Source organism: Mesorhizobium sp. B3-1-8, from assembly GCF_006439495.1.
In the GTDB taxonomy this organism is placed as follows: domain Bacteria; phylum Pseudomonadota; class Alphaproteobacteria; order Rhizobiales; family Rhizobiaceae; genus Mesorhizobium.
In genome coordinates this window covers 92,284-116,162 of the sequence record NZ_VFTK01000012.1, presented here as the reverse complement: position 1 = coordinate 116,162, position 23,879 = coordinate 92,284, and the positions used below count along the sequence as shown (strand labels likewise).

At 64.3% G+C, this 23,879-nt stretch carries 22 protein-coding genes and 1 pseudogene; 7 read left to right on the top strand and 16 right to left on the bottom strand.

The window, feature by feature from the left end:
- Positions 1–128: 128 nt before the first annotated feature.
- The 3 genes from FJ424_RS13660 to leuA form a co-directional block, all read right to left on the bottom strand.
- Positions 129–932, bottom strand: coding sequence for an alpha/beta fold hydrolase (locus FJ424_RS13660; protein WP_140653254.1), 804 nt, complete (start codon positions 930–932; stop codon positions 129–131).
- A gap of 204 nt (positions 933–1,136) precedes the next feature.
- Positions 1,137–2,924, bottom strand: a complete 1,788-nt coding sequence (locus FJ424_RS13655; protein ID WP_140653256.1) for a hypothetical protein — start codon at positions 2,922–2,924, stop codon at positions 1,137–1,139.
- Positions 2,925–3,151: 227 nt separating this feature from the next.
- Positions 3,152–4,891: a 2-isopropylmalate synthase gene (gene leuA, locus FJ424_RS13650; protein WP_140645690.1), complete on the bottom strand. Its 1,740-nt coding sequence runs from the start codon at positions 4,889–4,891 to the stop codon at positions 3,152–3,154.
- 430 nt (positions 4,892–5,321) lie between these two features.
- Between leuA and FJ424_RS13640 the strand changes: the two genes are divergently transcribed.
- The 3 genes from FJ424_RS13640 to FJ424_RS13630 are packed head-to-tail and all read left to right on the top strand — an operon-like array spanning position 5,322 to position 7,583.
- On the top strand, positions 5,322–6,488 hold the full coding sequence (locus FJ424_RS13640; protein ID WP_140653258.1) for an ATP-grasp domain-containing protein: 1,167 nt from the start codon (positions 5,322–5,324) through the stop codon (positions 6,486–6,488).
- 4 nt (positions 6,489–6,492) lie between these two features.
- Positions 6,493–7,269, top strand: coding sequence for an alpha/beta hydrolase-fold protein (locus FJ424_RS13635; protein ID WP_140653260.1), 777 nt, complete (start codon positions 6,493–6,495; stop codon positions 7,267–7,269).
- Positions 7,269–7,583 (top strand): nuclear transport factor 2 family protein, encoded by a 315-nt coding sequence (locus FJ424_RS13630; protein ID WP_140645694.1) that lies wholly within the window; start codon positions 7,269–7,271, stop codon positions 7,581–7,583. Before FJ424_RS13635 ends, FJ424_RS13630 begins: the two co-directional genes overlap by 1 nt.
- Positions 7,584–7,598: 15 nt before the next feature.
- Here the strand turns inward: FJ424_RS13630 and FJ424_RS13625 are convergent, their stop codons facing one another.
- From FJ424_RS13625 to FJ424_RS13605, 5 genes and pseudogenes are all read right to left on the bottom strand, one after another.
- Positions 7,599–8,351 carry an SDR family NAD(P)-dependent oxidoreductase gene (locus tag FJ424_RS13625; RefSeq protein WP_140653388.1) on the bottom strand — a complete coding sequence of 251 codons (753 nt, stop codon included), beginning with the start codon at positions 8,349–8,351 and terminating at the stop codon, positions 7,599–7,601.
- A 378-nt stretch (positions 8,352–8,729) separates the two neighbouring features.
- Positions 8,730–8,973 (bottom strand): annotated as a pseudogene (locus FJ424_RS13620) (type II toxin-antitoxin system prevent-host-death family antitoxin).
- A 35-nt stretch (positions 8,974–9,008) separates the two neighbouring features.
- Positions 9,009–9,320: a putative quinol monooxygenase gene (locus tag FJ424_RS13615; RefSeq protein WP_140645698.1), complete on the bottom strand. Its 312-nt coding sequence runs from the start codon at positions 9,318–9,320 to the stop codon at positions 9,009–9,011.
- Between the two features lie 52 nt (positions 9,321–9,372).
- Entirely contained in the window at positions 9,373–10,146 is a 774-nt protein-coding gene (locus FJ424_RS13610; RefSeq protein WP_181182024.1) for an SDR family oxidoreductase, read from the bottom strand.
- A 68-nt stretch (positions 10,147–10,214) separates the two neighbouring features.
- Positions 10,215–10,649 carry a DsrE family protein gene (locus tag FJ424_RS13605; RefSeq protein ID WP_140653264.1) on the bottom strand — a complete coding sequence of 145 codons (435 nt, stop codon included), beginning with the start codon at positions 10,647–10,649 and terminating at the stop codon, positions 10,215–10,217.
- Positions 10,650–10,747: 98 nt separating this feature from the next.
- On the opposite strand from FJ424_RS13605, the gene FJ424_RS13600 reads away from it, so the two are divergent.
- Entirely contained in the window at positions 10,748–11,848 is a 1,101-nt protein-coding gene (locus FJ424_RS13600) for a hypothetical protein (protein ID WP_140653266.1), read from the top strand.
- A 152-nt stretch (positions 11,849–12,000) separates the two neighbouring features.
- Here the strand turns inward: FJ424_RS13600 and FJ424_RS13595 are convergent, their stop codons facing one another.
- From FJ424_RS13595 to FJ424_RS13570, 6 genes are all read right to left on the bottom strand, one after another.
- Positions 12,001–12,948 (bottom strand): cation diffusion facilitator family transporter, encoded by a 948-nt coding sequence (locus FJ424_RS13595; RefSeq protein WP_140653268.1) that lies wholly within the window; start codon positions 12,946–12,948, stop codon positions 12,001–12,003.
- A gap of 5 nt (positions 12,949–12,953) precedes the next feature.
- On the bottom strand, positions 12,954–15,143 hold the full coding sequence (locus tag FJ424_RS13590; RefSeq protein WP_140653270.1) for an anthranilate synthase: 2,190 nt from the start codon (positions 15,141–15,143) through the stop codon (positions 12,954–12,956).
- A gap of 483 nt (positions 15,144–15,626) precedes the next feature.
- Positions 15,627–16,682, bottom strand: coding sequence for a succinylglutamate desuccinylase/aspartoacylase family protein (locus tag FJ424_RS13585; RefSeq protein WP_140653272.1), 1,056 nt, complete (start codon positions 16,680–16,682; stop codon positions 15,627–15,629).
- 135 nt (positions 16,683–16,817) lie between these two features.
- Positions 16,818–17,990 carry an MFS transporter gene (locus FJ424_RS13580; protein ID WP_140653274.1) on the bottom strand — a complete coding sequence of 391 codons (1,173 nt, stop codon included), beginning with the start codon at positions 17,988–17,990 and terminating at the stop codon, positions 16,818–16,820.
- Positions 17,991–18,175: 185 nt separating this feature from the next.
- Positions 18,176–19,552, bottom strand: a complete 1,377-nt coding sequence (locus tag FJ424_RS13575) for an FAD-containing oxidoreductase (RefSeq protein WP_140653275.1) — start codon at positions 19,550–19,552, stop codon at positions 18,176–18,178.
- Entirely contained in the window at positions 19,549–20,010 is a 462-nt protein-coding gene (locus FJ424_RS13570; protein WP_140653277.1) for a DUF4126 domain-containing protein, read from the bottom strand. The genes FJ424_RS13575 and FJ424_RS13570 overlap by 4 nt, the downstream gene beginning before the upstream one ends.
- 147 nt (positions 20,011–20,157) lie before the next feature.
- Here FJ424_RS13570 and FJ424_RS13565 point away from each other — a divergent pair, with 147 nt between their 5' ends.
- Positions 20,158–20,715, top strand: coding sequence for a sugar O-acetyltransferase (locus tag FJ424_RS13565; RefSeq protein ID WP_140653278.1), 558 nt, complete (start codon positions 20,158–20,160; stop codon positions 20,713–20,715).
- A 34-nt stretch (positions 20,716–20,749) separates the two neighbouring features.
- Here FJ424_RS13565 and FJ424_RS13560 read toward each other — a convergent pair whose 3' ends face one another.
- Together FJ424_RS13560 and FJ424_RS13555 are read right to left on the bottom strand one after the other, a co-directional pair.
- On the bottom strand, positions 20,750–22,078 hold the full coding sequence (locus tag FJ424_RS13560) for an ATP-binding protein (protein ID WP_246677235.1): 1,329 nt from the start codon (positions 22,076–22,078) through the stop codon (positions 20,750–20,752).
- Positions 22,079–22,146: 68 nt separating this feature from the next.
- On the bottom strand, positions 22,147–22,806 hold the full coding sequence (locus FJ424_RS13555; RefSeq protein ID WP_140653282.1) for a response regulator: 660 nt from the start codon (positions 22,804–22,806) through the stop codon (positions 22,147–22,149).
- Between the two features lie 188 nt (positions 22,807–22,994).
- Between FJ424_RS13555 and FJ424_RS13550 the strand changes: the two genes are divergently transcribed.
- Both FJ424_RS13550 and FJ424_RS13545 read left to right on the top strand, forming a co-directional pair.
- On the top strand, positions 22,995–23,261 hold the full coding sequence (locus tag FJ424_RS13550; protein ID WP_140653284.1) for a PepSY domain-containing protein: 267 nt from the start codon (positions 22,995–22,997) through the stop codon (positions 23,259–23,261).
- A gap of 5 nt (positions 23,262–23,266) precedes the next feature.
- A complete protein-coding gene (locus FJ424_RS13545; RefSeq protein ID WP_140653286.1) occupies positions 23,267–23,827 on the top strand; it encodes a cytochrome b/b6 domain-containing protein in 561 nt (186 codons plus the stop codon).
- Positions 23,828–23,879: the final 52 nt, after the last annotated feature.

The window sequence follows — 23,879 nt, the reverse complement described above, 5'->3', positions numbered from 1 at the left end:
TTAACACAATCGCGGGCAAAATGCACTGCCGACGACGAGCCGTGCGACTGCTGCGGTCCGGCGGAAGCGGGTTACGGATATTTTTCGAGGTCGGTCCGGAAGAGCCAATCCCGCAGGACAATCAGCGATCAGCTCGCCGCCGCGCCCAGAGGCGGACGCAACCGTCTGCCGTGCCGGCGCGTGTTGCGACGCACGATTTCGGCAATCAGGTCCGGAGCTTCCTCGACCAGCATATGACCCGCGTCAAGGACATGGTGCAGGCGGAAATGCGACGGCAGCGCCTCCGCCTGCTCGACCGGCAACAGCGGATCCTCCGCTCCCCAGACAACCATCACCGGCATGTCAAGCGTATCCAGCTGTGCGCGGGGGATCACTCCTTGCCGGTCATCCCTTGTCATCGCGGCCGCCATATCGATCAGGGTCTGCAACTGGCCCGGCCGGGTGCGCATCCGGCACAACGCATCCACCACGTGGTCGGGCGGCGCGCTGCGCGGACCCGACATGGCCGCAAGGCTGGCGCGGACCTGCTTCCTGCCGGCCGCGGCGGCATAGCGGCGCAGCAAGGCTGCGTTGACCTCCGGGCCGAAGCCGCCGGGCGCCAACAGAGTGAGCGAAGCAACCCTGCCGGGGTCGGCAAGCGCCATCAGTGTCGCGATCGCGCCGCCCATGGAGTGACCGACGAGGTTGACCTTGCCCAACTGGCGCGCGGCAAGATCGGCCAGGATGGCCCGCGCGGCCGGCTTGGCGCCGCCCGTGCCTTCGCATTCGAGTGATTGTCCATGGCCCGGCAGATCATAGGCCAGCACTCTCGCCTCCGCCGCCAGCGAGGTCGCGACGTCACGCCAGATCTCACTACAGGCTCCGAAGCCGTGCAGAAGGACGATCGTCTTCGGACCAGCGCCGCCCACGGCGGCATAAGGGAATGGAAGCATGAAAATGGAGCGGTGAAGAAGACAGGCAGCAATTTCAAATTGTGGCTGAATTGCTCCCGATCCAGACCCATGGCCAGTAAAATTTTCGCGACCGCGGCGCCGTCAGGCGTTCGACGCGCAAGCATGTCCTAATACTTGCTGGATCACAGCATCATACTTTCGCGCTCCGGTGATCGTGTGGCCCAAACACAGGCGCGGAGTGGATTAGCTCGGGTTGCCGATCCCGGCGGCCCGCAGGGACTGCACCAGCCGGTCGGTGAGATCGGCGGGGTATTTGCGGTCGACGAATGTCGCGCGCGGGTCGGCGGCGAATTTCGGGAATTCGGCGGTGAGCTTGTTGGCAAGCTCGCCCGCCAGCTTGTCGCGGCCTGAAATCCTGGCGCCGATCAGGCGCGCGGCCAGGTAGTGCGGCTTGGATGCGGTCGTGCGTAAAGACTCGCTGGTGACCGCCGCCTTTCTCATATCGCCCTGCATGAAGGCTCCGATGAACAGGCCATAGTCCCACCAGGTCGGATGGCCGCTGAAGGCCTCGACCGCGTGGCCCAGGATTGGCGTTCCCTCATCATATTTGCCGGCGAAGATCAGACCGTAACCATAGCCGGCGGCCATGCCGAGATCGTACGGGTTGAGTTCGTAGGCCTTTCGCATCCACCGGATCGCTTCGTCGGTGTTGCCGAGACGCGAGTTGAGGTAGCCGAAGGCGAGATGCGCATGCGGGCTCATCGGCCCCATCTGAACGGCGCGGTGGGCAAGCGACATGGCCTTTTCCAGCGAAGCGCCGGCGGGATACGCGTAGTGGTTGGTGACAGCTTCCGTATGAAGCGAGGCCAGTTCCGCGTAGACAAGCGACGATTTGGTGCCTTCGCTGACCAGCTTCTCCAGGCAGCGATACGCAGCCTCGTGGGTCGCGGCGCTCATGTCGAGATAATAGCGGTCGTCGAGCACCAGGCATCCGATCTGGCTGGTCCGGATGTCGCTCTGGTCAATGTAGCTGTAGATCGCGCCCGACGCGGGAACGGTCGAGGTGAGAAGGCTGGCGATGTTGCTTTCAACCGCACCGGAGGCGCTCTCGGCCGATGTCAGGTTGCGCGACAGGAGAACCCGGCCGGTCGCGACGCTCTGCAATTCCACCGTGACGTCGCCGGCAGCAGGCCCGGGGACAATTTCGAAAACGAAACTGATTGGATCGGCGGACCGATCGCGCGTCGAATCCGGGTCACGCCCGATGAAATCGATGGTGTCGAAACCGGCAAGCCCGGCGCGCAGCGATGACGCGACGCGAGCTGCTTCCGCTCCATCCGCCTTCATCGCAATGTAGATCAGCGGCAGCGAGTCGAATGCCGGCTGGGCGGCGGTGCCAGCCAGGCGCGCCGTTTCGACTGTCGCGGTCGTGTCGCCGCCGTTGAGGAAGGCACTGCTTTGACGCGCGATGAGCACGCCGAGCATGACAATGACCAGGACCATGGCAGCCCAGAAGAACCGCAACTGCCGCGTGAGCGACTGGGCAGGTGCTGCGGGCGCCATGGGCGCTACAGGCTCGCCGAGCGTCGGGCCATTGAGATATTCGGCCGCGGCCGGAGCAGCGTTGGCAGATGCGCCTGATCGTGCGATGGCGCCGGAGGCGGACCTGGCGTCGCCAGGCAAACGGATTGCATTCAGCTCATAGGAAGGGACATAGCCGCCACGCGGAATCGCGATGCGCACGGGCTCGGCGACACCTTCATTGGCGAAGTACTGCTCGAGGAGCTCGCGCAGGCGGCCGGCCTGGACCCTGACCACGGCATCGGTGGAGGCATCGAAATCGCCGTCCTTGCCGAAGACGTCCATGGCGATTGAAACGCCTTTCAGCCTGTCCGCCTCGCCGGCCTGCTCGCGTTCGACCAGATAACGTAATAGCCTGCGGGCACGCTCGGATCGGCCGAACGTTTCGCTGGCTAGCAGTCGCTCCAATGTCTCGCGCACTGCGGGGGCGGCAGGCGGGGCATGCTCCAAGTGTCGAACCTTTCGAAGTCGGCACAGGTTAGGGCGCGATAATATAGCGCTCGCGCCGGCGCACAAGGATGCTTCTATTATGCTTTCGCGTAAGCCACCGGAAATTCCCCCGCAGGTTAACGAATGGCAGCTTTCGCGTCTGTGTCTGAAGCGTGGCGCAATTGGAATGCGCCACGCTTGGACAGATCTACCCGGTCAAGCCTGCCGCCGAGCCTGATCGTTTCGCATCATCTGCTCGAGCCGCCGATGATCCGGTTGGCGGCCGAAACAACGGCCTCCAGCGAGGCGGCGACGATGTTGGTGTTGATGCCGGCGCCGAACAGCTTGCCGCCCGGATATTCCATCTCGACATAGGAGATGGCCGAGGCGTTGGAGCCGCGCTGCAAGGAATGCTCGGAATAGTCGAGCACCGACATGTCGATGCCGACATGGCGCGAAAGCGCATCGACAAAGCCGTCGATTGGGCCGGTGCCCGAGCCGGTGATGGTGACTTCCTTGCCGTTGTCGAGGATCTCCGCCTCAACGATACGCCGGCCCTTCACCTCGGTGTCAGGGAAGGTGCGATGGTCGAGGAACTTCAGGCGCGCGCCGGGCTGGTCGACATAGGTTTCGAGGAAGCGTTCGTGGATGCGCTTGGCCGGAACTTCCTTGCCTTCCGCATCGGTGATCGCCTGGATCGCCTGGCTGAACTCGATTTGCAGATTGCGCGGCAAATTGAGGCCGTAATCGGCCTGCAGCACATAGGCGATGCCGCCCTTGCCCGACTGCGAGTTGATGCGGATGATCGCCTCGTAGGTACGGCCGACATCGGCCGGATCGATCGGCAGATAGGGCACTTCCCAGATCGGCGTGTTGGCCTTCTTCAGCGCCTTCATGCCCTTGTTGATGGCATCCTGGTGCGAGCCGGAGAAAGCCGTGTAGACCAGTTCGCCGACATAAGGGTGGCGCTCCGGGATCTTCAGCTGGTTCGAATACTCGTAGACATCCTTCATCCGGTTGATGTCGGAGCAGTCGAGCTCCGGGTCGACGCCCTGGGTGAACATGTTGAGCGCCAGCGTGACGATGTCGACATTGCCGGTGCGCTCGCCATTGCCGAACAGCGTGCCTTCGACGCGGTCGGCGCCAGCCATCAGGCCGAGCTCGGTGGTGGCGATGCCGGTGCCGCGGTCATTATGCGGGTGCAGCGAGACGATCAGGTTCTCGCGGTTGTCGAGATTGCGGCACATCCACTCGATGCGGTCGGCATAGACGTTGGGCGTCGACATCTCGACCGTCGAGGGCAGGTTGATGATGAGCTTGTTGTCGGCCGTCGGCTTCACGATCTCGGTGACGGCGTTGCAGATTTCCAGCGCGACCTCGAGCTCGGTGCCGGTGAAGCTTTCGGGCGAATATTCGAAGCGGTAGCCGCCGCCGGCCTTGGCCGCCATGTCGGTGATCATCTTGGCGGCGTCGGTGGCGATGCGCTTGATGCCGGCGACGTCCTTCTCGAAGACGACGCGGCGCTGCAGCTCGCTGGTCGAATTGTAGAAATGCACGATCGGGCGGTGCGCGCCTTTGAGCGCCTCGAAGGTCCGCGTGATGAGCTCGGGCCGGCACTGCACCAGCACCTGGAGCGATACATCGCGCGGCACGCCGCCTTCCTCGATGCACCAGCGGGCGAAGTCGAAGTCGGTCTGCGAGGCCGAGGGGAAACCGATCTCGATTTCCTTGAAGCCCATGTCGAGCAGCATGGCGAACATGCGCGCCTTGCGTTCGTGGCCCATCGGATCGATCAGCGCCTGGTTGCCGTCGCGCAGGTCGACCGAGCACCAGATCGGCGCCTTGTCGATCACCTTGTTCGGCCAGGTGCGGTCGGTCAGGCCGACCGTGGGGTAAGATTGGTATTTGCGTGCTGCATCCGGCATGTGGCCGGCCGCGCGCTTCCCGGCTTCAGCCTCGCCGGCGCGGATTTCTTCTCGTGCGTTCATCGTCTCTTCTCCGGGCGCCTCGCGTTCGCCTTGGGCGGATTGGTGGCGAGCGTCGCCTCTACCAGAATTTCATTCGCTTGATCATGATTTTGCCAAGGAGCATGCGCCTGAGGCGGCGGGTACCGACCGCCGGGCGCTCCTTCAGCGAACCCGGCGATCGCCGATAAGGCCGAGAAGAAGCAGGGTCGAAGCGAGCGCGCGCGCGGTCTCGCCGGCGAAGCCGGTGCGAGAGGAAGCGACGGAGCGGGCGCGCATGGTCATGGCGGCTCTCTTACAGGAGCGGCCCGGCGGAGGCAAGCGGGACGCATGGCCGAGTGCGCCTTGACTGACAACGCCGCCGCTGCGGGTGCTCTTCCCCGCGCCTCGCAAATGCGCCAGACTTGGCTTCGAAGGCTTCGCTACCGAGCGAAGCTTCGGGGAGGGGTCGCCCATGAATTTCGTGTTCTTCTCGCCGCATTTCCCGGCCAACGGCGCCGAGTTCTGCGACCGGCTGAAAAAAGCCGGCGCCACCGTGCTCGGCATCGGCGATGCGCCTTACGAGATCTTGAACGGCAAGCTGAAGGCGGCGCTTTCGGAATATTACCGCATCGCCGACATGGAAAGTTACGATGCCGTGTTCCGGGCGATGGGGCATTTCATCCACAAATGGGGCCGCATCGACCGCTTCGAGTCGCTCAACGAGCATTGGCTCGAACTCGAAGCCAACATCCGAACCGACTTCAACATCTTCGGCACCAAGGTCGATTTCGTGAAGAATTTGAAGCGGAAGAGCCGCATGCGCGCCTTCTTCCGCAAGAGCGGCGTCGAGACCATTCCGCAGCGCAAATGCTCCGACCGCGCCGGCGCCATGACCTTCATCCGCCGTGTCGGCTACCCGGTGGTGGTCAAGCCAGATTCGGGCTCCGGCGCTTCCAACACCTTCAAGATCTCCAACGCCAGGGAGCTCGACCAGTTCTTCAGGGACAAGCCGGAGGGCGTCACTTTCGTCATGGAGCAGTTCATCGAAGGGTTGGTGGTGACCTTCGACGGGCTGGTCAACCGCGACGGCGAGGTGGTGCTGGCGGCCAGTCACCGTTACGACCAAAGCATCATGGATGCGGTCAACAAGGACCGCCACATGAGCTACACCTGCTTCCCCGAAATCAGCCCGGAGGTCGAGGAGGCGGGGCGCAAGATCCTGAAAGCGTTCGACGTGCGCGAGCGCTTCTTCCATATCGAGCTGTTCGAAACCAGGGACAAGCGCATCATCGCGCTCGAGGTCAACATGCGCCCGCCCGGCGCCTGGATGACGGACGCCATCAACTACACGTTCGACATCGACGTCTATGCCGCCTGGGCCGACATGGTGGTCAAGGATGCCGCCGGCGGCCCTTACAAGGGCAAGTATTTCACCGCCTATGCCAGCCGCAAACGCCATATCGACTATTTGCACAGCCATGCGGACGTGCTAGCCGCCCACGGCGACAAGATCGTCCACCACCAGGCCATCGAAGAGGTCTTCAGCCGCGCCATGGGCAATTACGCCTACCAGATGCGTTCGAAGGATCCGAAGGCGCTGCGCCAGGCGGTCGACTATATCCACGCGGAAAAGGCCTGAGCCGATGGACGTCTCCTATCACAAGGGCCATGCCCGCAATCTCGGCCGCGACATGGAATACAAGCGCTATGGCCATGCCGGGCGCCCGGTGGCGGTGTTCCCGACCTCGCAGGGGCGGTTCTACCAGTTCGAGGATTCCGGCGGCGTCGGCGCGCTCGCCGAGTTCATCGACACCGGCCGCATCCAGCTGTTCACGCTCGACGGCATCGATTCGGAATCCTTCTTCAACAAGCATGCCGACGCGGCGCATCGCATCGCCCGCCACGAGGCCTATTTCCGCTATGTGCGCGAGGAAGCGCTGCCGGAGCTGCAGGCGGTTGCCGCCAAGTCCAATGGCGGCCGCGCCTTGAAGCCGCTGCTTTGCGGCTGCTCGATGGGCGGCTACCACTCGTCGAACTTCGTGTTCCGCTTCCCGGAGCTGGCGAGCGGCGTGATCTCGCTGTCCGGCGTCTATTCGGCCCGCGATTTCTTCGGCCGGACGCTTGAAGGCAACATCTATTTCAACTCGCCGCTCGACTATCTGCCCGGCATCGTCGACCAGAAGCTGCTCGGGCGGCTCAGGGCGCTGCGGCTCATCTTCTGCTGCGGGCAGGGCGCCTGGGAAGAGCGCATGCTGGTCGAGACGCGCGAACTGGAACAGGTGCTGCGCGACAAATCCATCCCGGCCTGGGTCGACTATTGGGGCGGCGACGTCAGCCACGACTGGCCGTGGTGGCACAAGCAGCTTGTCTATTTCTTCGGGCGCTGGCTGGATGACGACCTCATGCACAGGTTGGACTGATGACCACGCCCGACGCGATACGCCGCTTTGTCGAAGCCACCAATGCTGGCGATACCGAAGCCTTTCTGGCCGCATTTACCGACGATGCTTTCCTCAGCGACTGGGGTCGCGATTTCCGTGGCCGCGACGGGATCGCGCGGTGGAACCAGTCGGACAATATCGGCGTGCAGTCCAACCTTCGCATCGTGCGCGTCGCGCAACGCGACGGCGTCTACCATGCCCGCGTCGCCGTGATGGGCAACGGCTTCAACGGCGAGGGCGACATGGCCTTCACGCTGGACGGCGACCGGATCGCAAGCCTGGTTATCAGCTGAGGCCGGAGTTTGCGGTCAGTAGGTCGTGCGTCCGCCGGAGAGGTCGAAGGTCGCGCCGGTGGTGAAGGAGTTCTCGTCCGACAGCATGAAGACGATCATGGCGGCGGCCTCTTCGACCTCGACGAAGCGGCCGCGCGGCACTTTGCCGAGCATATAGGCGACCTGGGCCTCGGTGAGTTGCTCCAGAATGCGGGTGCGAGCGGGCGAGGGGGTCAGCGCGTTGACGGCGATGTCGTGGCCGGCGAGCTCCTTGCCGAGCGACTTGGTCAGCGCTAGCACGCCGGCTTTTGCAGCGGAATAGGCGGCGGCATTGGGATTGCCTTCCTTGCCGGCCACCGAGGAGATGTTGACGATGCGGCCGTAATTGCGCGCGATCATGCCGGGCACCAGGCGCTTGCAGCAATAGAAGACGCCGTTGAGATCGATATCGACGATCTGGCGCCATGCGGCGGGATCGTAGTCCACCACCGTCGCCGCCGGCCCGGCAATGCCGGCATTGTTGACCAGGAGATCGACGGGGCCGAGCGTCCGCTCGGTCTCAGTGGCGGCGCGGTCGACGGCCTCGATCTGCGACTGGTCGCAAAGGATGGCCTCGACGCGGCCGAGCGACGCGAGTTCGGCGGCGGCCTTGGCCATCGCGGCTTGGTCGACGTCCCAGATAGCGACACCGGCGCCCGACGACAGCAGGCGTCGCGCGACCGCAAGGCCGATGCCTTGCGCGCCGCCCGTCACCACGGCGATGCGGCCGGAAAGATCGACGGCGTTCAAACGGCGGTTCATCGGCAATTCCCCTGCTTCTTTAGAGCAATTCAGCATCCCGACAGGATTGCCGACCTGCTCCAATTTTCTGTTTTTACGCAATTCCGGACGGAAAACCGCCGAGCACTTTGCTGGAATGCTTTGGCATTGGATAGCCCGGATCAGCCCCTGACGTTTCGCGCCACCAGTCTGGCTACGCTTGGCCCAATGAGCAGCACGACCAGGAAGCGCGCCGACTGCAAGGCCATGACGAAGGAGATTCCGCGCCATGCGCTCCAGAAGCGCCGCGTCCGAGGGCGCTCTGGTGAGGAGTCCACCTTTTGGTCTTAGACCCGGAGCCGGGAATGCGAACCCCCGTGGCACCTCGTTGGCAGGGCCGCAACACCCTCACTTGTCCATGCCAAACAACGCTTCGATCCTTCGCCACCCATGCGATCGAAACTTTCGGGGCTGGAAAACTGGCCAGCCATAAAGCCCACACGCCGTATCTGTGCAGCGGTAGGTTGACCGATAGGCACGACCTTGACCAACGGCTTGCCTGCCTTGGTGATGATAAACGGCTCACCTCCGGCGGCCTGGTCTACCAGACGTGATAAATTAGTCTTGCATGGTGGATGCTCACGGTCCGCATTAGGTGCTCCAACAAACGATAGAGCTGTTCCCCAGTCAGCCGGCCTTTTCCGGCGCGGGAAGTCCAAAGCCGCCGACCGGGTTGGTCTCGACCTGGAACTCGAAGCCGGCGATGAAGGGACGCGCCTTGGCGATCGCGGCCTGGACTTCCGGCAATTGCAGCGAGGCCTTGTGGCTCGCCTGGTCGGTCCACACTTCGGTGACCCAGATCGCGTCGGCGTCGACCGGATCGATGGCGATGATGTAGCTCAGGCAACCGGGGAGGGCGCCGGTGCTTTCGCGCAGCACGTCCATGACCGCATCGCGCTGGCCGCGCGCCGCCCGCATCTTGCCGATCAGTCCGTACATGCCTTTGCTCTCCCTCCAGGTTGCGCGCTGCACCGAGTATGCAGTCGACCGCTCACGGCATCAACTGGCCACCGTTGACCTCGATCACCTGGCCGATGATGTAGCCGCTCAACAGGTCGGACGACAGGAACAGATAGGCGCCGACGCAATCCTCAGGCGTCCCGGCGCGGCCCTGCGGTATGGTGGCGACCATCGCCTTGATCTGCTCGGCGTTCGAATAGCGTTCGTGGAAGGGCGTCAGGATCGTGCCCGGCGCCACGGCGTTGACGCGGATGCCGAAGCCGATCAATTCCTTGGCCATGCCGCGCGTCACGTTGGAGACGAAGGCTTTGGACGAACCATAGAGGCCGGCGCCGCCGCCGGCGCCGTTGCGGGCGGCGATCGAAGTGGTGTTGATGATGAAGCCGCCCTGGCGCTTCAGCCACGGTATCGCCTTGCGCGAGGCGGTCAGGACAGAGCGCGCATTGAGGTCCATGACCGCGTCGTACTGCGCCTCGTCCTGATCGGCATAAGCGACGCGGCCGAGCATGCCACCGGCATTGTTGACCAGGCCGTCGAGCCGGCCGAAATGGTTTGCGCTCTCCTCGACGACACGCTCGACGTCGGCAGGTTTCGAAAAGTCCCCTTGGACCAGAAACACCTCGCCGCCATCGTCGCGGATGGATCCGGCCACGATTTCGGCGGGCGCTAGGCTCGCGTTGTAATGCAGCGCCACGCGGCATTTCTGCGCCGCGTAAGCACGGGCAAGGGCCGCGCCGATGCCGGTCGAAGCGCCGGTGACCAGCACCGCCTTGCCGGCAAGATCGAGGATGGCAAGTGTCGTCATGTCGGCTGGCCTCCGGGCTGCCATCCTTCGTAGGCCATTGTCGGCCTGGCCTTCAAGTCCGCGCGCATTCAGGGCCTGAGATAGACATAGCCCTGGTGCTGCAACTCGGCGAGCCTCACGACGCCGCCCTTCTCGGCAAGCTCGAAGCCCGCCAGCAGGTCGGTCAGTGTGATATCCATGCCGTGCAAGGTGTTGCCGCAGGCTTGCGGGACAAGTCCCTGCTGGACCAGGCCGGCGAAGCGGCTGGAAACAGCGCCGGAAGCGCCCTTGGACTTGAAGGCAGCCAGAGCCGGACCGTGCACCACAAGCACGATATCGACATTGCCGCCGGTGCCTTCATAGTGGTTCTTGATGTTGCCGAGGACGAAGTTGACCTTGTCCGCGTCGCTGAGGTGATAGGCGACTTTCAGCCGCCCCTCAGGTGTTGCCGCATTTGCCCGGCTCAGGCCGAACAGGCCCGTGGCGCCTGCGAGACCGGCACGAAAAATGTCACGGCGCAGCATCGTATCCTCCGTTCGCCCGCCCGCTCGCGCGATTTTGCGTGGTCCAGGCGGCACTCCTAGACTAGCATATCCCGGCCCTGTCGGTGGAGGAGGATCACATGACATCGAGGACCATGGTGGCGAGGACCATGGCGGGCGTGGCGCTTTGCGCCGCCCTTGCCGCTTTTGCCAGCGCGGCGCGCGCCGAACAGCCGCCCAAGCTTCCCGAGCTCAGCCCGACCGGCGCCGACGCCTGCTTCGGCCGCGTCTACGACGCCGCCCATCTCAAGGCGCATCCGCATCAGAAGGTGGCTCGCATCTTCTTCCTCTACGGCCATGACCCGGTGAGCCGGCCGAACGAAGAACCGGCCGCCAACCAGGATACTTCCTATAACGGCTTCCTCACCACCACGGCGCGCGGCGCCAAGAAGCCGGAATGGGCAAGCAGCTGGTGCAACAAGGAGGATCCAAGCGACAAGGCGAGCGGCGTCCACTGCGGCATGGATTGCGACCGCACGCTGGCTTCGCTGAAAGTCGACGACAAGGGAAAGCTGCTTCTGTCCGGCCTGTCGCAAGACGTCTATCTCGACCCGGATTCGGAAGAACAGCTCGGCAAAGCGGAATACGCCAAGCAGGCGCTGGGCAGCGAGGACGACAATTTCAAACTGGATCCGATGCCGGCCGACAGCTGCAAGGCGGAGTTCGCGCGCATCGATCCGATCGACCCGGCGCTTGGCGATCCGCTGCGCGTGCGGCTGAAGCCCGATCAGCCCTTCTGCTTCGGGCGTGACTACGACGATGCGCATCTGAAGTCGCATCCCAACCAGCTCACGCAATCGATCCGCATCTTCCGCGGACCTGTCGAGCTTGCCTCCTTCGCCGCCGGCGGCGATGCCGCGAACTGGCCCGACGGCGCCGATATCGCCGTTTCGGTGACGACGAGACAGAAAGGGAAAAAGGTCACGCAGACCTATTCCTGCCAGGGCGAGGCCGACCAGTGGCGCTGTTCGGCCAGCTCGAAGATGAGCGACTTTTCCTGCGACATCTCGCAGAAGGAGATTTTCCTCAAGCGCGGCGCCAACGGCACGATGATGGTCGCGAACCCCAACAATGCGGTGGCGGTCCTCGATCTCTGCTCGAAGGCGGCGAATGGCAAGACCAGGTCCGACGACAAGGTGTATCGGCTGCAGCCACTGCCACAGTCGGCCTGCGCGCCGTAAGGCCTGCCGATATTCAGGTGAGGCCGGCCTGCGAACGGTGGCTTCCTGCGCTTCCGGTGCTCACGTACTTTTAAGTACGCTCCGCGCCGGTTCTCGGAAGCCATCGTTCTCGACTCGGCCTGACCTGAATCTCGACAGGCCTTGGTTAGCGCTCAGGCGAAAGGCACCGCCGTGGTGCCTTTCGGCAGCTTGGCCTCGTCGTCCGGCTCGACATGGATGGTGACGCGCACCGAGGGTATTTCGGCTTTCAGCGCATCCTCGATGCGGTCGCAGATGACATGGCTGGCGCCGACCGTCATGTCGGCATCGACGACGAGGTGGAACTCGATGAAGGTGGCGCGCCCGGCTATGCGCGTCTTGAGATCATGGACCTCGAGCGCGCCCTTCGAATTGGCCGAGATGATGTCGCGGATCTGCATGTGCTCGTGATTGTCGACGGCGCGGTCCATCAGCCCGTTCATCGACGAGCCGATGACATGCCAGCCCTGCCACAGAATGTTGAGCGCGACGATGACGGCAAGCGCCGGATCGAGGATCTGCCAGCCGGTGAGCACGGCGCCGACAAGACCGCCGAACACGCCGACGGATGTCACCACATCGGTCATGATGTGCTGGCCGTCGGCGACAAGCGCGGGCGACTTCGCGTTCCGGCCGGTGCGGATCAACGTCCAGGCCCAGATCGCATTGATGACCGTCGCGACGCCGTTGACCGCAAGGCCTTCCCAGGGCTGTTCGAGCGGAGCCGGATGCTGCCAGGACTGCCAGACCTCGTTGAGGATCAGCAGCGCCGCGACGACGATCAGCACGCCTTCCAGCACCGCTGAAAGATACTCGGCCTTGTGGTGGCCGAAGGGATGGTCCTGATCGGCGGGCTTGTAGCTGACCTGGATCGCCCAGAAGGCGGCGGCCGAGGCAATCACGTTGACGATCGATTCCAACGCGTCGGAATATAGCGCGACGGAGCCGGTGATGTACCAGGCGGCAAGCTTCAAGACGAGCACGACACAGGCGACGACGATCGACCAGAAGGCAAGCCTGGCGACCTTCTCCCGGGTCGCGGCTTTCGCCGCGGCCGCTGTCGTGTCCAGCGTTTGCGCCATCTTTTCTAAGCGGCCTTTTCCTTGGCCTTGCGCGGCAGATGCGCGACGATGTTCTCGATGATGCGCATGCCGGCATTGTGACCGAGCGTCATGATCGATTCCGGATGGAACTGCACCGCCGCGATCGGCTCCTTGCGGTGCTCGAAAGCCATAATGACGCCGTCCTCGGTCTCGGCGGTGACCACGAAACCGTCGGGCAGGCGCACCGGGTCGGCGAAGATCGAGTGGTAGCGGCCGACGGTCACTTCCTTTGGCAGTCCGGAGAAGATGATGCCGGGCTTCGAGACGCGGATGCGCGACGGCTTGCCATGCATGGGGATGTGCAACTGCCGCAACTCGCCGCCATAGGCCTCGGCCAGTGCCTGCAGGCCGAGACAGACGCCGAAGATCGGCAGGTCGCGGCTGCGCGCCTTCTTGATGGTGGCGGCGCAGTCGAAATCCTTCGGTGTGCCCGGTCCGGGCGACAGCACGACGAGATCGGGCTTGAGCCGCTCGAAGACCTCTTCGGGCACCGGCGAGCGCACCGTGGAAACATTGGCGCCGGTCTGCCGAAAGTAGTTGGCCAAGGTGTGGACGAAACTGTCCTCATGGTCGACCAGCAGGATGTTGACGCCGTCGCCGACGCGCGCGGTGGTGCGCTCGGTTCCGGTGGCGTTGCCGGTCTTGGCGTCGCGGATGGCGGAGAGCATGGCGGATGCCTTCAGTTCGGTTTCGGCTTCTTCTTCCTCGGGAATGCTGTCGAAAAGCAGCGTGGCGCCGGCGCGCACCTCGGCGATGCCGTCCTTGATGCGGATGGTGCGCAAGGTCAGCCCGGTGTTCATGTCGCCGTTGAAGTTGACCATGCCGATCGCCCCGCCATACCAGGCGCGCGGGCTCTTCTCGTTCTGCTCGATGAAGCGCATGGCCCACAGCTTCGGCGCGCCGGTGACGGTGACCGCCCAGGCATGCGAGAGAAATGCGTCGAAAGCGTCCATGCCTTCGCGCAACCGCCCCTCGATATGGTCGACGGTGTGGATCAGGCGCGAATACATCTCGATCTGGCGGCGGCCGATGACGCGCACGGAGCCCGGCTCGCAGACGCGCGACTTGTCGTTGCGGTCGACGTCCGAGCACATGGTGAGCTCGGACTCGTCCTTCTTCGAGTTGAGCAGCTTCAGGATCTGCTCGCTGTCGGAAATGGCGTCGTCGCCGCGCTTGATTGTGCCCGAGATCGGGCAGGTCTCGACGCGGCGGCCGTTGACGCGCACGAACATCTCGGGCGAGGCGCCGATCAGATATTCGTTTTCGCCGAGATTGATGAAGAAGGAATAGGGCGACGGGTTGATCGACTTGAGCTTGCGCGAGATGTCTGAAGGCTGGGTCTCGCAGCGCTCGTAGAACATCTGTCCAGGCACGACTTCGAACAGGTCGCCGCGCTTGAAGCTCTCCATGGCGCGCCGCACCAGGTTGGCGTATTCGCCCGGTTCATGATCGCCGCGCGGCGGGATGCGGTCGGCGGTCTTGAACGGCTCGGCATGGGCGTCGCGCGGCAAGCCCTCGGTCGAAAAACCCTCGCCCGAATAGTCGTAGCGGTCGGTCCAGGCCTTGGTCGAATAATGGTCGACGACGAGGATCTCGTCGGGCAGGAACAGCACGAGGTCGCGCTGGCTTTCCTTGCGCTCGAGCTTGTAGTCGACCGGGTCGAACTGGAAGGCCAGGTCGTAGCCGAAGGCGCCGTAAAGGCCGAGATTGGCGTCCTCGGTGGTCTTGAACAGCGCAGTGATGGCGCGAAGCACGGTGAAGACCGACGGAACGCGGCTGCGCTCCTCCTCGGTGAAGACGCGGCCGGGTTTCGCCACATCGAGACGAATGAGCGTCTTCGAGGTCTCGGAGATCGTCACTTCGCTCAAGCTGGCAAGCGCCTTGCCGATCACGGGCAACAGCGCTTCGCCGCGCTTGTTCAGCGCTTCGATGCGCATCGTGCGGCCCCGCGCGGAGATGACCAGCGGCGGATCGATGATGGCCGTATCCCAGCGCGTGTAGCGGCCCGGATATTCGTAGTTGGAGGAAAACACTGCGCCCCGGCGAGAATTCAGGCCGTCGACATAGGCATCGATCGCGCCTTCATAGGGCCGGTCGTGGCGTTCACGGGTGATCGTCACGCCACCCGCGGTGACGAAACGCTCCGCCCCGTTGTCCAGAACTTTAGTCGTCATTGCCGTCTCCATCAGCGTTTTGGGCAACGGACCCGGGAATGGCTTTAAAAAACAAATGGCCGCCCGGACATTCCGTTGCGGCCACCCTCTACTTTCACGCGCACACGCACGAACAGGCCGCTGTCAGCGAGCCCACCACCAAACGGTCTTGTTCGAACGCATGTTCATGGCGACTCCCATAGCGGCGAATGACTGGATCGGCAAGCGGAATCGGGAAACTCACCGGACGACGCAGATCGCCTGCCACCTTCGTGCGCGGCGCGAGAGAGCGGGAGCCGGTTTCGATATCTCGCGCGGTCCGGCCGAGACAGGCGAGCAGCCATTCAGCGCGGCGGGACTGGTGAGGGATCGTGTTTAGGCTCAGCAACTATGAATTTGATCTGCCGACGACGGCGCCCGTCGCCGCCGGCGACCATGTCCATGTGCACATCTGGAGAGCCTGCGCGGTCTCTGATCCGAGGTGCTCATCGATGGATGAGATCCTCAGTCTTCCAGCGTGCCGGAGCGCGCGTCGCTGCTCCTGGCGTCGCCGGCGAGCTTCAGAAGATCCTCTCCGGCGCGGATGATGCGGCGCGCGCGGCGGGTCAGGATGAAGCCTGATTGCGGCGCAAACACTTCCGTGCGGCCGCCGGCCTCGCCGGGCGCATGCACGATCGTCGCCAGCCTGTCGCCTTTCTTGACGCGGTCGCCGGGCTTGACGTCGTAGAGGATCGCGCCGGCCCTGGGCGAAGGCATCATGTCGATGTTTTCCAGCGGCACGACAGGGCCGGAAAATTTCTCGAATTTCGGTACGGACGGGTCCCGAACGACGCCCCGCGTCACCAGCAGGCGGTAGAGTCCTGCGGCATCGGCCGCGGCCAGGGCGCCATCGACGTCGAGTATGCCGCGATATTCGACCGTGGTGACGGCGCGGCGGTCGAAGCGCGCGACGCTCGCTGGCACGTTCTGATAGGGCATGATCGAGGCGCCTTCGAAGGTGCCGGTGTTGTCTTCGCTCCACAGCAGGACGGCTTCGGCGCCCATGGCGGCCGCGCAGTCGGCCATATGCGGCCACAGGCTGGTGTGGATGTAGAGATAGGCAAGGCCTTCGTCGTCGCAGTGGAGGTCAAGGACGATGTCGTTGCCGAGGGAGAGCTGGACGAGCCGGTTCTTCAGCCGGCGATCGGCGCCGCCGAGGCTGACATCGGGCAACAGCCTGGCGTCGGGCGCGGCAAGCAACGGAAAGGAGCGGTTGAAGTTGGTCCGGGTGCCGAGATTGAAGCGGCCCTGATGCTCGCCGAAATGATATTGCGCGCGGCCGATCGGATTGGCCCAGGGCACGATGGTGATCGGACCCTTGATGCGGCCCTCGGCCTCCGCTTTGGCCAGCATCGGCATCAGCGCGTCGATGGCGACGACGCCCGGCAGCTCGCCGGCATGCAGCGCCGCCTGCAGATAGGCGGAAGGAGCCGCCTTGTCCTTGCCCTCGAAGCGCAGGACCGGAAATTCGTAAACGACACCCTCGCTGTCGCCGGCGATGCGCTCGATCGTCTTCTGCATGGGATACCTCCGCGTGAAGAGGTTTCACCCATGCATTTTTGCGATTGGGCTGTCGAGTGGTCCAGCCGTGCCGTGCTGTCGGGGCAGGGTGGCTACGGCGAAGACGCCGAGCTGCTACGGCGAAGACGCCGAGCCTTATTCAGCCGGTTGTGGCTGCAGGACCGTGCGGCGGTCGAGCGCCTGCGACAGCACGGCCACGGCGACGGCCAGAAGCGCGAGCCCCGCGCCCACCAGCGGCAGGTTGGCGTAGGATACGCCCCAGGAGATGGCGAGGCCGCCGATCCAGGCGCCGCCGGCATTGCCGACATTGAAGGCGCCCTGGTTGAGCGTGGCGGCAAGGTTCGGTCCTTCGGCAGCCGCTTCGACGACGCGTATCTGCAAAGGCGGCACGACGATGAAGATCAGCATGCCCCACAGGAAGACGATGGCGACAGCCACGCTTGCGATGGCGCCGAGCTCGGTGAAGACGACGAAGAGCAGGGCCATGGCGAGCAGCGTGGCGATCACCGTCGGCATCAGCTTCCAGTCCGCCAGCCTGCCTCCGATGATATTGCCGATGGTCATGCCGGCGCCGAAGAGTAGCAGCACCCAGGTGACGGTCGCCGTCGACAGGCCGGAGACGTCGGTGAGGTAAGGCTTGATGTAGGTGAAGACGGCGAACAGGCTGGCGGAGGCGAGCGAGGCGATCAGCATCGCCAGCCAGACCTGCAACCTGCGCAACACACGCAGTTCGCCCATCAGCCCGCCGCCGCTCGGTTCGGTGACATCCGAAGGCACCAGCCAGGCGATGGCCGCGACCGAGACCAGCCCGATGCCGACGACGGCAAGAAAAGTGGCGCGCCAGCCGAAGGCCTCGCCAAGCGCCGTGCCGGCCGGAACGCCGAGTATGTTGGAGAGCGTCAGCCCGGCAAACATCAGCGCAATCGCGCTCGCCCGCTTGTTGCGCGGCACGAGGCTCGCTGCAACGACGGAGCCGATGCCGAAGAAGGCGCCGTGGCCGAAAGCGGTGAAGACGCGCGCGGCCATCAGCAGCCAGTAGTTCGGCGCGATGGCGCAGAAGAGGTTACCGATGACAAAGAGGGTGGCAAGGCCGACAAGCACCGGCTTGCGTGGCAGGCGGGCGGTTGCCATGGCGACGATCGGCGCGCCGAAGACGACGCCCAGCGCATAGCCGGTTACCAGAAGGCCAGCGGACGGGATCGAGACGCCGAGGTCGGCCGCGACTTCCGGCAGCAGGCCCATGATAACGAATTCGGTGGTGCCGATGCAGAAGGATGCAATGGCGAGCGCTAGGATCGGCAGCGGCATGGGATGTCCGGACTGAATCGGTTCAAAATTTAGACTGGGGCTGGATATGCCCGGCGCACAAGCGCCATTGTTGCAACGCAGCAATGCAGAAACGGAAGAGCGCCCGGCTGGGCTCAGAGATCTTTGTTTCACGGCTGCGGCGAAGTCGCCGAGCCTGACCGCTTCGCACTTTTCCTGGACTTACTCTAAGCCAGCGGCTTCAGCTCCTGGGCAATGGTCGGCAGCAGCTCCGAGACGGTGGGGTGGATGTGCATGGCGCGCGCCAGCGTCGAGATCGGTGCCTTGGCATACATGAGGTCGAGCACGCAGTGGATAGCCTCGTCGCCGCCCGGTCCGAGCACCGAGCAGCCGAGGATTTCGCCGGTGTCGGCATCGGCCAGGATCTTCATGAAGCCTTGCGTCTCGCCCTTTTCGACCGCGCGGCCGACACGCGTCATCGGCCGCTGTCCGACCAGCGCGCGGCGGCCGGATTTCTTCACGGCGGCTTCCGTCATGCCGCAGCGCCCAAGCGGCGGATCGATATAGAGCGCATAGGCTTCGATGCGGTCGCTGACCTTGCGCGGATCGTTGTCAAGCAGGTTGGCGGCGACGATCTCGAAGTCGTTGTAGGAGGTATGGGTGAAGGCGCCCTTGCCGTTGCAGTCGCCCATCGCCCAGATGCCGGGCACATTGGTGCGCAACTGGTCGTCGACGACGACGAAGCCGCGCTGATCGACCGCGACGCCGGCCTTGTCGAGGCCGAGATCGTCGGTGTTCGGAACGCGTCCGAGCGCCAGCAGCACATGTGAGCCGATGGCCGGCGGCTTGTCGGCGGAGAAGGTGACGGCGATGTCGCTGCCTTGTTTGGCGAAGCTTATATCGCCGGCGCCGACATGGACGTCGATGCCTTCGTTTTCGAGGATGGACAGGATGGCCGCAGACGTGTCCTCGTCCTCGCGGCCGGTCAGCCGCGGCGCCTTCTCGATCACCGTGACCTCGGAGCCAAAGCGGCGGAACATCTGCGCGAATTCGAGCGAGATGTAGCTGCCGCCGACGACGATCAGATGGCTGGGCAGCACATCGAGGTCCATCATCGAGGCATTGGTGAGATAGGGTACGTCGTTGACGCCGGGCAGGTTGGGCACCGAGGCGCGGCCGCCGGTGTTGAGGAAGATCTTTGGCGCCGTGAGCAACTCATCGCCGACGCGCACAGTGTCGGCGGATTCGAAACGCGCATGGCCGCGATAGAGCGTGCAGCCCTTCATGCCGGCGATCCATTTTTCGAGATTGCCGCGGGCGTCGTTGGTGACCTTGTCCTTGCGCGCCTTGATCCGCTCGTAATCCACGCCGATGGGGCCCGAGAGCGCGACACCGTAGTCGGCGGCGCGGCGGGCGAGATGCGCGGCATAGGCGCTCGCCACCATCGTCTTGGTCGGCATGCAGCCGGTGTTGACGCAGGTGCCGCCGATGAACTTGCGCTCGACCAGCGCGACCTTCATGCCGGCGGCCTCGAGCCGGCCGACAAGCGGCGGGCCGGCCTGGCCGGCGCCGATGACGATGGCGTCGAAGCTCTTTGCGCTCATGCGACCGCCGCCACGATGAGCAGCCCGCCGATGATCGCGACCGCGTCCTCGATGAAGGCGGCGGGCGGATCCTTGCCGAAAGCGGCGGCCAGCCGGCCGCGCGCTTCGGCGCCGCCCAGTGTGCCGATCACCGCGCCGATCGCGCCCGCGACCAGGCCGCCGATGGTGGCGCCGGCGGTCGCGCCGATGACTGCGCCGCAGAAGGCGCCGACGACGATGCGGGTGCCGAATTGCTGCGGCACTTTCCGGCTCGGCGTCGACGGCAGCTGATCGGTGACCAGCTCAACGATGGCCAGGATGGTGAAGATGCCGACGGCAATCCAGTGACCCATGAAGCTCGCCCAGGTGCCTGCGACCGGGAGCCAGCCGAGATAGGAACCCCAGGCGACGGCGGCGGGCGCGGTCATGGCGCGCAGGCCGGCAATGACGCCTATCAGCAGTGCAAGAATGTAAAGCATGATCGACCCCCCAAATTGAGACCGTCGCATGGTCTCGCAACGGCAGGCTAGCATAAGCCAAGCGTTTGGCTACGGGGCTTTTGTCAGACGATCGATTATGCTTTGGCGATTATGCTTTGGCAGCAGACGAAACCTGGAGGTGCCACCATGACGACAAGCGAACGCATGAAGATGGCGGCGGGCGAATGGTACACCTGCATCGACGATGAGCTGGAGACGTTGCGCGTTGCCGCGCGCGATGCGGTGTTCGAGCACAACGGCCTGCCGCCCCGGCGGCGCGGCAATATCGCTCCGGCCTTGCGGGCGCTGCTCGGCGGCGCGGGCGAGGGGGCTCGCATCGAGGCGCCGTTCCATTGCGCCTATGGCTTCAACCTGTTCCTCGGCGATGGCGTCTTCCTCAATGCCGCCTGCACCATCCTGGACACCGCGCCGGTGCGCATCGGCAAGGGATCGCTGCTTGGGCCCAATGTGCAGATCTACTGCGCCGAGCATCATCGCGAGGCCTCCGGCCGGCTGGCCGGACTGGAGATCGCCAGGCCCGTGACGATCGGCGACAATGCCTGGATCGGCGGCAGCGCGGTCATCCTCGCCGGCGTCAGCATAGGCGAGGGCGCCATCGTTGGCGCGGGTGCGGTGGTGACGCGCGACGTGCCGGCGAACACCACCGTCGTCGGCAACCCGGCGCGAGGCGTTGCGCCTCGCTGAGCGCACTGCGGTTCGAGCGTTCCGGTATGCTGTTCTATGCGCTTCCTGACGGAAAACCGTCGCGCAGGGTTCCTGGAATTGCCGCGGCGGGAGGAGTTGCCGCGGCGGGAGCAAACCGGATCGTCGCCTCGAAACCGTCTTCGCGGCCCGATGCCGGCGAATTCAGGCTCAGTGCCGCGCCAGTCTGCTGTAGGATCTTGCCGACGATCGCCAGGCCGAGACCCGAGCCGCCAGAAGGCGTCGTTCCGCGTTCGAAGCGTCGCAGCAACTTGTCGGGCGCCGGCACGACGGGACCTTCGTTGATCACGCGTAACCCCGCGCTGTCGTCGATCCGTATCACCACCATTCGATTCTGGGCGCTGTGTCGAAGGGCGTTTTCGATCAGGTTGCGCGTCACGATCGCCAGCGCATCGGGGTCGATGGCCACCTCCACCGGGCGTTTTGACGGCCTTTCGAGGCTCAACCGGGATTTGTTCTCGGCATGCTGCTCCAAATCCGCGACCACAAGCGCAACCACTGCGCCCAGATCAGCCGATTTTCCGGCGGCAATTCCGGCATCGGCGCGCGCCAGTTGCATGAGTTTCTCCGAAAGGTTGGACAGGCTGACGAGCGCCGCCTTGATCTGTCGCGGGCGCTTCATACCCGCATCGTCGGTTGCCTCGGCGATCATCCGCTCGGCCTGGGCCAACGCTCCGGCGATCGGAGTGCGCAGTTCGTGGGCGGCGTTGGCGGTGAATTCCTTTTCGGCTTCCATTGCCATGTGGAGCCGCCGCATCAGCCTGTTGACCGACTTGGCGATTGCCGCAAGCTCGACGGGGAGATGCTCGGTGTCGATCGCGGCGAGATTGTCGCCATCGCGGGCGCTGATGTCGGCACGCAGCTTTCCGATCGGGCGCATGAACCGTGTCAGGGTCAGCCAGGCAAGTATCGCGCTGAGCGGTGTCAGGGCAATCATCGGCACGAGGAAGCCGGCGGCGGCTTCCAACGTCTCTTCGTTGCGGCGCTCGTCGCTCTCGGCGACCTGGACGAACAAGGTGCCGCTTACCGCCGGCTCGGTGTAGACGCGCCATCCCGCCTCTTGCGAGAAGCCTCGCGTGAGCCCGGTCGTCAGCGGAGTGGCTGGCGCGCCGTGGGAATGGAGCATTATCCGACCCTGGCTGTCCCGCACCTGGTAGATCAGCCGTTGGCCATCTTCTTCTTGCGAGACGGCCTCCGCCAGTTCGCGCGGAGGCTGAAGCGTTTCGCGTCCAAAGAGGTCGTCAATGACGAGCGGCAGCAACCTGCGGCCCGCCTCCTGCATCGAATTGTCCATGGCCTCGTTGATTTCGCGATGAAGCGTGAAGGTTCCGGTGGCGGCTGCCACAACTCCAAACATGACGGTTACGAAGATCAACGAGGCGACCAGCCGTCCGACAAGGCTGAATCGCCAGCTCATCGGGCCACAAGGCGATAGCCCAGCCCCCTCACGGTCGCGATCACGTCGCGGCCGAGTTTTCTGCGCAGGCGGCTCACATAGACCTCGACGGTATTGCTCTCCACCTCGGCGCCAAAAGCGTAAAGCGCGTCCTCTACCTGACCCTTGTTGACCGTGACGCCTGGCCGGCCGAGAAATTGTTCCAGCACGGTCCATTCGCGGGCGGTCAACTGGATCTCCTTGCCGCCGACCAGAACGCGGCGATGGGCAGTGTCGACCTCGACCGGCCCGATCCGGATGAGCGGGTTGGGGTTCCCGACATAGCGGCGCGCCACCGCCGCCAGGCGGGCGGACAATTCGCCCAGATCGAATGGCTTGACCAGATAATCGTCCGCACCGGAATTCAACCCGTCTATCCTGTCCGAGAGCTGATCGCGAGCGGTGAGGATTATGACCGGAGTGCGGTGGCCGTCGCGGCGGAAAACCTTGAGGAATTCCAGACCCTTGCCGTCCGGCAAATGCAGATCGAGCAGCATCAGCTGATACGTCACGACACGCAAATGCTCACGGGCTTCCTCAAGTGTGCCGCTCCAATCGACGGCATGGCCATCGGCGGCCACGTGGTCGCGCACGGCTTCACCCAGCACGCGATCATCCTCGATCAACAGAACACGCACGCCGCCTCCGCAGCCTAACCATCCATCCCATGCAGAACGATACTGACAGTAGCCTGAACGCCAGCCCCATCAATCGGCGCGTCTGCTCTCCAAGTGCGGCATTTGCACGAACAGGCCGGCATTCAGGCTGCTGTCAGCTTCCGGTCGCAGGTTTTCGGCATCGGAATCAACCGATGGAGAAAACCGATATGAGAACAATCGTCCTGACCGCGCTGGCGCTGGGCCTGGCCGCGCCAGCCTTCGCAGCAGACCGATGCAACGTGCCGACCGACCAGTGGCAGCCGCGCGAGGCATTGCAGAAGAAGCTGGAAGGAGAGGGCTGGAAGGTCCGCAGCATCAAGACCGAAAACGGCTGCTACGAAGCCAAGGCGGTCGACGCCAGCGGCAAGAGGCTGGAAGGCGTGTTCAATCCCAAGACGCTGGAGTCGGTCGGCGCCGATTCCGACGACGGTTGATCGCCATGAACGCCACCGTTTCGACACAGGAAACCTCGGTCGGGGTCTGGAGCTCCTATGTTCGCCTCTTCCACTGGTCGCTGGTTCTGTGCATTGCCGTGGCGTGGCTTTCTTCCGGGGAAATCATGAAGGTGCATGAGCTGGCCGGCTATTGCGCCGGAGTCCTGATCGCCTCGCGCCTGGTCGCGGGGCTGGCCGGGTCCGGGTATACGCGCTTCGATCAATTCGTGCGCGGACCGCGCATGGTGCGATCGTATCTCGCCGACGTGGCGCATGGCCGTGAGAGGCGATATCTCGGCCACAATCCTGCTGGCGGCGCCATGGTGTTGGCGCTTGTGATTTGCATCGCGGGAATTGCGCTGACCGGATGGATGCAGACCACCGACGCCTGGTGGGGCGTGGCCTGGGTTGAGGACACGCACAAGGTTCTGGGCAATGGTATCCTGGTGCTGATCGGCCTGCATGTCGGCGGCGTGGTTCTGGCAAGCCTGCGCCATGGCGAGAACCTGGTTCGGGCGATGGTCACCGGCCGGAAACGCGCGCCATCACCGGAAGACGTTGCCTGAAGAATGAGACTGGAGAATGCAAGGGGCGCCGCGTTGACGTGGTGCCCCTTGC